The 8,827-nt window shown below is 35.3% G+C and carries 6 protein-coding genes; 2 read left to right on the forward strand and 4 right to left on the reverse strand.

Annotated elements, in window-relative coordinates; translation table 11 throughout:
• Positions 1–145 precede the first annotated feature (145 nt).
• Positions 146–925 carry a DeoR/GlpR family DNA-binding transcription regulator gene (locus NJT12_RS21670; protein WP_271338212.1) on the reverse strand — a complete coding sequence of 260 codons (780 nt, stop codon included), beginning with the start codon at positions 923–925 and terminating at the stop codon, positions 146–148.
• A gap of 189 nt (positions 926–1,114) precedes the next feature.
• Between NJT12_RS21670 and NJT12_RS21675 the strand changes: the two genes are divergently transcribed.
• Entirely contained in the window at positions 1,115–3,418 is a 2,304-nt protein-coding gene (locus tag NJT12_RS21675) for a family 20 glycosylhydrolase (RefSeq protein WP_271338213.1), read from the forward strand.
• Positions 3,419–3,479: 61 nt separating this feature from the next.
• Here the strand turns inward: NJT12_RS21675 and NJT12_RS21680 are convergent, their stop codons facing one another.
• From NJT12_RS21680 to NJT12_RS21690, 3 genes are all read right to left on the reverse strand, one after another.
• Positions 3,480–4,226, reverse strand: a complete 747-nt coding sequence (locus NJT12_RS21680) for a succinate dehydrogenase/fumarate reductase iron-sulfur subunit (protein WP_271338214.1) — start codon at positions 4,224–4,226, stop codon at positions 3,480–3,482.
• A gap of 80 nt (positions 4,227–4,306) precedes the next feature.
• Positions 4,307–6,307 carry a fumarate reductase/succinate dehydrogenase flavoprotein subunit gene (locus NJT12_RS21685; protein ID WP_271338215.1) on the reverse strand — a complete coding sequence of 667 codons (2,001 nt, stop codon included), beginning with the start codon at positions 6,305–6,307 and terminating at the stop codon, positions 4,307–4,309.
• 15 nt (positions 6,308–6,322) lie between these two features.
• Positions 6,323–6,988, reverse strand: coding sequence for a succinate dehydrogenase cytochrome b subunit (locus tag NJT12_RS21690; RefSeq protein WP_271338216.1), 666 nt, complete (start codon positions 6,986–6,988; stop codon positions 6,323–6,325).
• 321 nt (positions 6,989–7,309) lie between these two features.
• Here NJT12_RS21690 and NJT12_RS21695 point away from each other — a divergent pair, with 321 nt between their 5' ends.
• Positions 7,310–8,671 carry a hydroxymethylglutaryl-CoA synthase family protein gene (locus NJT12_RS21695; protein WP_271338217.1) on the forward strand — a complete coding sequence of 454 codons (1,362 nt, stop codon included), beginning with the start codon at positions 7,310–7,312 and terminating at the stop codon, positions 8,669–8,671.
• Positions 8,672–8,827 lie beyond the last annotated feature (156 nt).

Raw genomic sequence — 8,827 nt, forward strand, 5'->3', positions numbered from 1 at the left:
AATAAGACGTGTCACTTATTTAAAACACACATAGCTAGCTATGTGAAAGAAATGGGTTTCTTTTTGTATTCTTCTTTACACATAAAATCTATGTTTCTATGTGTTAAATTGAAGTTAGTATGCATTACACCAAAAGAGGCTAGACTTAAAGAAATACTAAACTGGGAACTGCCTTCTTATACGATTGTAATTTTTCGTCGTTTGGATCAACTTCTGTAACGACATAATTAACCTCAGATAAGTTGGCAATTTTCATTTTTAGAACAGTATCGAGTTTTTCAGAAATAGTTAGAATCGCTGTTTTTTCAGAAGCCTGAATCATTGCTTTTTTTACCTGAACGGTTTCCCAATCAGAGTCTGAGAAACCACCTTCGATATCAAGAGCATTGGTTCCTAATATTAATAAATCGACTCTAATATTCGCCAATTGATTATAGACATCGCCGCTCACACACATTTGGCTGTAGGACGAAATGCTGCCGCCAATCATGATAATTTTAACATTGGGTTTATCCAAAAGTTCAACTGCTGATAAAACAGTAACGGTAAAAATGGTCAGATTCAAATCATCAGGAATCAAACGGATGAACTCACGAATTGTAGTTCCGCCGCCAATTAGTAAAACCATTCCATCATGAAGTAAACCTAACGTTTTTTGAGCAATAATTTGTTTAGATTCACCTGCATAAGTTTGATTATTAGAAGAAGCATGGTGATAGGCTTTTGTCATCGCACCACCTTTTACTTTAATCAATAAAGATTCTGATTCAAGTTCGTTAATATCACGTCTTACTGTATCTTCTGAAACAAATAATTTTGCAGAAAGCGTTTCAAAACTTACACGAGTATGCAAGTTTATCTCTTTTATAATAAGATTTTTACGTTCTTCTTTAGTGTAATTAATCACTTCATTATCATTACTCATGCAAATTCAATTTTATAGAAGCAAATGTAAACAATAAATGCAATATTATTGCGAAACAAATTATAACACAATGTAATAAAAAAGTTAATTTATCTATTTTAAAGACATTTAAGTATAAATTCGTTTTGCAAAAAAAATGCAAACCTAACCAATAAACTATATTTTTGTCTAACAATCAAAAAAGCAACCATGCAAAAAAACCTATTTCTCCTTTTACTATTTTGTTTTTCTTTCGGAAATGCCCAAACTTCTTTCACAAACAATTCTATTATCCCTGCTCCCAATTCATACAAAGCAACAGGAGATAGTATTCGTTTAAACGGACAGATAAAATTTACTTTCGAAAAAAATAAATACAGCGCAAGAGAACTTAAAACTGCACAAATTTTCGAGTCGGCTATAAACTCAAATATGCCAAACAAAAAAAGCAATCTTGAAGTTTTGTTTATTGCCAAAAATCCGGCTGAATCTTTAAAAAAAGAAGCTTATAAAATTGTCATTACTCCAAAAAAGATCACCGTTACCGGAAGTGAAGAAGGATTATTTTATGCTGTTCAGAGTTTATTGCAGCTTTTACCCAACAAACCAAAAAATCAGGAAATAAAACTACCTTGTGTTACCATAGAAGATGAGCCCAGATACAGCTACCGCGGGCTTCACCTTGATGTTTGCCGTCATTTTTTCTCTGTTGATGTTATAAAAGATTTTATCGCACAAATGTCTAGCTATAAGCTAAACAACTTTCATTGGCACCTAACTGACGATCAGGGATGGAGAATTGAGATCAAAAAATACCCAAAATTAACCGAAGTAGGTTCAAAAAGAGCACAGACTTTAGTGGGAAATAAATTCGAAAGATCACCCTACTTTTTTGACGGAAATCCGTACGGAGGTTTTTATACGCAGGAAGAAATCAAAGATGTAGTGAAATTTGCCGAAGATCATTATGTTAATATTATTCCGGAAATTGAAATGCCCGGTCATGCAACTGCAGCAGTTACGGCTTATCCTAATTTATCCTGTTTTCCGGATCGTCAATATAAAGTTATAGAATATTGGGGTGTTTTTGATGATATTTTCTGCGCTGGAAAAGAGGAAACCTTTACTTTTTTAGAAGATGTTTTGACCGAAATTATGGCTTTATTCCCAAGTAAGTATATTCATATTGGTGGAGACGAATGCCCGAAAACAAAATGGAAAGAATGCCCGAATTGCCAAAAACGAATCAAAGATTTAGGATTAAAAAACGAACATGAATTACAAAGTTACCTGACCACCCGAATAGAAAAATTCCTAAATGCACACGGAAGACAAATTCTGGGCTGGGATGAAATGCTGGAAGGCGGATTGGCACCAAACGCAGCGGTAATGTCATGGCAAGGTGAGTCTGGCGGAATTGAAGCCGCAAAACAAAAACACAATGTAATCATGAATCCGGAACAAGTGCTGTATCTGGATTATAATCAAGGCTATTCGCCAAATGAACCTTTAACAATTGGAAGATTAACGACAGTTGAAAAAATGTACAACTACAACCCAACTCCTGTTGATAGTTTAACCGTTGAAGAGCAAAAATATATTATAGGAGTTCAATCGAATCTTTGGTCTGAATATTTGACGAGTCCGGCAAAATTAAATTATATGATTTATCCACGAGTATTTGCTTTAGCCGAAATTGCCTGGACAGAGCCGAAAAACAAGAATTACAATCATTTTATTTTAAACCAAATTCCTTATCATTTAGAAAAACTGGAAGCGCAGAAACGATTGTATAAAGTCCCAACACCATTTGGCTCAGATGAAACAGCATTAATCGCATCAAAATATGTTCTGGATTTAAAACCAACCATCAAAAACGGTCAAATCTTCTACACTATTGACGGTTATAACCCTGACGAAACTGCTCAACTTTACACTAAACCCGTAACGATAAACATTCCGAAAGGAGAATTCAGAATCATCAAAACAGTTCAAATCAGTCCGAGCGGAAGAAGAAGTTCGATCAATAAGATATTAGTTCGAAATCCGGATTCAAAACCGGCTCTAGCCATAAAACCAACTAAGAAAGGTTTAAAATTCGATTATTATACCGGAACATTGTTTCAGCAAGTACAAGATTTAGATTTAGCAAAACCCGTTAATTCAGGAATTTTTGAAGGTGCGATAAGCAGTGAAAAATGGAAAACGAAAACGGAGCGTTATATTGGCTTAAAATTCGACGGATACATCTATATCGCAGAAACCGCAAATTATACGATTTCGACACTTTCAGACGACGGATCGAAGCTTTTTATCGATAATGAATTAGTGGTGAATAACGACGGAATTCATTGGCTCAACGAAGCATATGGGGTCATAAAGCTGGAAAAAGGTTTTCACAAATTGAACATCAGTTATTTTGATCAGATTGGCGGAACGACCTTAACTTGTTTTATCCAGCAGGAAGGAAAAGAAAAACAAGAAATAAGCGCTTCGCAATTGTATTATGAATAAGACATAAAAAAAGGTTCCGAAATATCGGAACCTTTTTTTATAAAACTAAAAGTCTTTTATATTATCCTTTTAAGCTTGCTGATAAATACTCACGGTTCATACGTGCAATATTTTCAAGAGAAATTCCTTTAGGGCATTCTACTTCACAAGCTCCAGTATTGGTACAGTTACCAAAACCTTCAAGATCCATGTGGTGTACCATGTTTAAAACACGATCAACAGCTTCTACTTTACCTTGAGGCAACAAAGCAAATTGAGATACTTTGGCAGCAACGAACAACATTGCTGATGAGTTTTTACAAGTTGCAACACAAGCTCCACAACCAATACAAGCAGCAGCATCAAATGATTTATCTGCATCGTGTTTGTTAATTGGAATTGTATTGGCATCAATTGTATTACCTGAAGTATTTACCGAGATAAATCCTCCTGCGTGTTGAATTCTGTCAAAAGAACTTCTGTCAACCACTAAATCTTTAATTACAGGAAAAGCTTTTGCTCTAAATGGCTCGATAAAAATCGTATCACCATCTTTAAACATACGCATGTGTAATTGACAAGTTGTTACTCCTCTATCTGGTCCGTGTGCTTCTCCGTTGATGAATAATGAACACATTCCGCAAATTCCTTCACGACAATCGTGGTCAAATGCTACTGGCTCTTCTCCTTTGTTGATCAATTGTTCGTTAAGAACATCAAGCATTTCAAGGAAAGACATATCTGGTTCGATTCCGTCGATTGGGTAATCAACAATTCCCCCTTTATCTTGGGCGTTTTTCTGACGCCATATTTTTAATGTAAGTTTCATACTGTTTTAGTTTGAAAGTCCTAAAGTCGAAAGTCAAAAGCCTTATTTGAGACTTTTGACTTTCGACTTTCGACCGAATTTTATTTGTAGCTTCTTTGAACTAATTTAATGTTTTCGTAAACCAGAGCTTCTTTGTGTAATACGGCATCACTTGGTTTTCCTTTGTACTCCCAAGCTGCAACGTATGCAAAGTTTTCGTCATCACGAAGTGCTTCTCCTTCTTCAGTTTGGTATTCTTCACGGAAGTGACCTCCACAAGATTCATTACGGTGCAATGCATCTTTCGCGAATAATTCTCCTAACTCTAAGAAATCGGCAACACGTGTCGCTTTCTCTAATTCCTGATTAAATTCGTTAGCGCTTCCAGGAACTTTTACATCTTTATAAAACTCTTCACGTAAAGCAGCAATTTCTACGATAGCCTCAGATAAACCTTGAGCATTACGAGCCATACCTACTTTATCCCACATAATCTTTCCTAATTTCTTATGGAAATAATCTACAGAATGAGTTCCTTTATTATTGATAAATCTGTCGATTTGATCTTTTACTTCTTTTTCTGCTGCTACGAATTCTGGTAAATCTGTAGAAATTTCTCCCATTTTAATATCCGGAGCTAAATAATCTCCAATAGTATAAGGTAATACGAAATATCCATCAGCCAAACCTTGCATCAAAGCAGAAGCTCCTAGTCTGTTTGCACCGTGATCAGAGAAGTTAGATTCTCCAATTGAGAAACATCCCGGAATTGTAGTCATTAAGTTATAATCAACCCAGGTACCACCCATTGTGTAGTGAACTGCAGGGTAAATCATCATTGGTGTTGTATAAGGATCCTCATCGACGATTTTGTAATACATCTGGAATAAGTTTCCGTATTTACTTTTCACGATTTCAGCTCCTAATTTTGTTACTAAAGCAGCATCTTTATCATTTAAACCTTTTACGAAAGCTTCTTCAGTTCCGTAACGTTTGATCGCAGCAGCAAAATCTAAGTAAACAGCTTCTCCGGTTTTATTAACTCCAAAACCAGCATCACATCTTTCTTTTGCAGCACGAGATGCAACATCACGAGGTACTAAGTTACCAAAAGCAGGATATCTTCTTTCTAAGAAATAATCTCTTTCAGCTTCAGATAAATCAGTTGCTTTTTTCTTTCCTTCACGGATCGCTTTAGCATCTTCTTGTTTTGCAGGAACCCAAATACGACCATCATTACGTAACGATTCAGACATCAAAGTCAGTTTTGACTGGTGATCTCCAGAAACCGGGATACATGTTGGGTGAATTTGCGTGTAACAAGGATTTGCAAAAAACGCTCCTTTTTTATGTATTTTCCAAGCTGCTGTTGCGTTACTTCCCATAGCATTTGTTGACAAGAAAAACACGTTTCCGTATCCTCCAGAACCAACAACTACTGCGTGAGCAGAATGTCTTTCTATTTCTCCCGTAATAAGGTTACGAGCGATAATACCTCTCGCTTTACCGTTCACGATAACAATGTCAAGCATTTCGTGACGGTTGTACATTTTCACTTTTCCACGACCAATCTGACGGTTCATTGCAGAATAAGCTCCTAGCAATAATTGCTGACCAGTTTGTCCTTGTGCATAAAATGTACGGGAAACCAAAGTTCCTCCAAAAGAACGGTTATCTAGTAATCCACCATATTCACGAGCCAATGGAACTCCCTGAGCCACACACTGGTCAATAATATTAGTAGAAACTTCAGCCAAACGGTGAACGTTTGCCTCACGTGCACGGTAGTCACCCCCTTTTACAGTATCATAAAACAATCTGTAAACCGAGTCACCGTCACCTTTATAATTTTTTGCCGCATTGATACCACCTTGTGCTGCAATAGAGTGCGCACGACGAGGTGAATCCTGAAAACAAAATGCTTTTACGTTATATCCCTGCTCCGCTAAAGTAGCCGCAGCTGAACCTCCAGCCAAACCTGTACCAACAATAATAATATCTAAATTACGTTTGTTTGCAGGGTTCACTAAATTAATATGATCTTTATAATCTGTCCATTTGTCCGATATTGGGCCGTGTGGAATTTTTGAATCTAATGCCATTATAATTTATATTAATTATTGTTTGAAATGATGAAATAATGCGATAATCACGAAAAGTGCCGGAACTACAACTGCAAAACCGTAACCCACTTTACTTAAAAATCTAGAATATTTATTGTGCATCCCCATTGATTGAAGAGATGAACCGAATCCGTGCCAAAGGTGAAAACCTAACAACACAAATGATACACAATAGATACCAGTACGAATTGGGTCATGAAATTTATGAACTAATTCACCATAATATCTTGTAGCATCCGGTGCGGCACCTGCAATATATTTATAGGTAACTTCAGGAAACCAAAAATCATAGAAATGCAATCCTAAGAAAGCCAAAATAACCAATCCAGAAATAATCATATTTCTAGAACTCCAGGAAGCATTAGCAGCTCCATTGTACTTTGCATATGCAATTGGTCTCGCAGCAGTGTTCTGAGCAGTCAATACAAATCCCATAACGAAATGGAAAATTACCCCGATTGCCAAAACTGGTTGCATTACATATTGAATCAGCGGATTGTATCCCATAAAGTGAGACGCTTCGTTAAAAACATCTTTACTAATAATAGAAATGAAATTTAAGGAAACATGCAGCGCTAAAAACGTGATTAAGAATATTCCCGAAAGGGCCATAGCCACTTTCTTTAAGATGGAAGCATTCAATAGTGCAGATTGTGCCATAATTGTTTAAGTAGTTTGTTTTAAAAAATTATACAAAAATAAAGCAATTAGACATGAACTACAACCATTTCGTTGTTATTTATAATGATTTTAAAGAGCTTTGCCCAATATTATTGCAAATTATTTAAAAACAAGAAAATAGATATTTTTCACAAGCCATTTTAACCTATTTCTAACTTTTACATAATTACCAAATTGCTATTTTTAGTCCCAATTTGATTTATTTTTCTCAAAAATAAACGCTACAACGATTTTAATCAACGAAAACAAGTAAATTCTAGAAGCATAATTTTACCTTTATCAGCTTCAAAAAACATGATAATGAAAACAGGAATTGACGCTATCTCTTTTGATGTAGCCAACATACATTTACCCATAAAAACCTTGGCAATTGCCAGAAACATTGAGCCTGAAAAATTAAAGAAAGGCCTCGGATTAATCAAAATGACTTTGCCGGACGTTCATCAGGACGCAGTTGTTTTTGGAGCAAACGCTTTGACTAAACTTATTCTTGAAAACGAAATAAACCTAAACGAAATTAGCAGGATTTATGTTGGGACAGAAAGCGGAATCGATAGCTCTAAACCTATCAGTTCTTTCTTAATCAGCTTAATGGAACAGAAATTTGGAGAAGATTCTCTGGAAAAATGTGATGTTGTCGATTTTACATTTGCCTGTATTGGCGGTGTAGACGCTTTACAAAACTGTATCGATTTTGTAAAACTAAATCCATCCAAAAAAGCAATAGTTGTTACGACTGATTTTGCGAAATATGATTTGAATTCAACAGGAGAATATACACAAGGTGCCGGAGCTCTTGCAATGCTAATAACATCGAACCCTAGAATTATTGCTTTTGATCATAATTGGGCAACAAGTACAAAAGGTGTTTTTGATTTTTTTAAACCCTACAGAACTATCTCAAAGGAATCGATTACGCAAAATGAGAATAACGATCCTTGGTTTGATAATTTAGAAGCCGAAATCGAAATTCATAAAGACCAGCCCGTTTTTGATGGTCAATATTCGAATCAATGCTATATGGATCGTACGAGATCTGCTTACTTTTCATTCAAGAAACTAAAAAACACAACCGAAACTTTATACAATTCCTGGAACAGCATTATCATGCACCTTCCCTACTCTTTTCAGGGACGCCGAATGTTATCTGAAATTTATGCTTTAGATCATGCTGATAAAATTATTGCAGACAATATTGAACCAGCAGATTATCAAACTAAAATCAAAGAAGTTGGGAAATCTGATGAGTACAGAAAATTCGTAACCGAGAAATTACAGCCTGCAGAATTGGCTTCTTCTTTAATTGGAAATCTTTATACAGGATCTATTTTCATGGGATTATTATCTACTTTGGCTCATTATTATGATACCAAACAAGACGTTACAGGAACTAAATTTGGATTCCTGGCTTACGGAAGCGGCTCTAAATCTAAAGTATTTGAAGGAACAATTCAACCGGAATGGCAATCGGCTTTAGTCAAAACTAAACTTTTTGAAAATTTAGAAGAAAGTGTAGAAATAGGTTTTGAAACTTATGAAAGTCTTCATAAAAAAGAACAAAAACAAAGTGTGAGAACCCCTAAAAACGAGTGGATTTTAGATCGAATCGAAAAAGAAATTCCTAATTTGATTGGGGCGAGATATTATAAGTGGATCGAATAAAAATTAAATTCCAATTAAATGCGCCTAACCTTTGTCAAAGCTTTAAACCAAGAGTGTAAGGAACTTTTGTAAAAAACTATTATTTTTATTTTCTGTATTTATAAATCTATCAGAAAATGCAAATCAGAACAGAAGTAAAAGAAATATTAAATTATA

It is taken from the genome of Flavobacterium azizsancarii (assembly GCF_027980145.1).
Lineage (GTDB): Bacteria > Bacteroidota > Bacteroidia > Flavobacteriales > Flavobacteriaceae > Flavobacterium > Flavobacterium azizsancarii.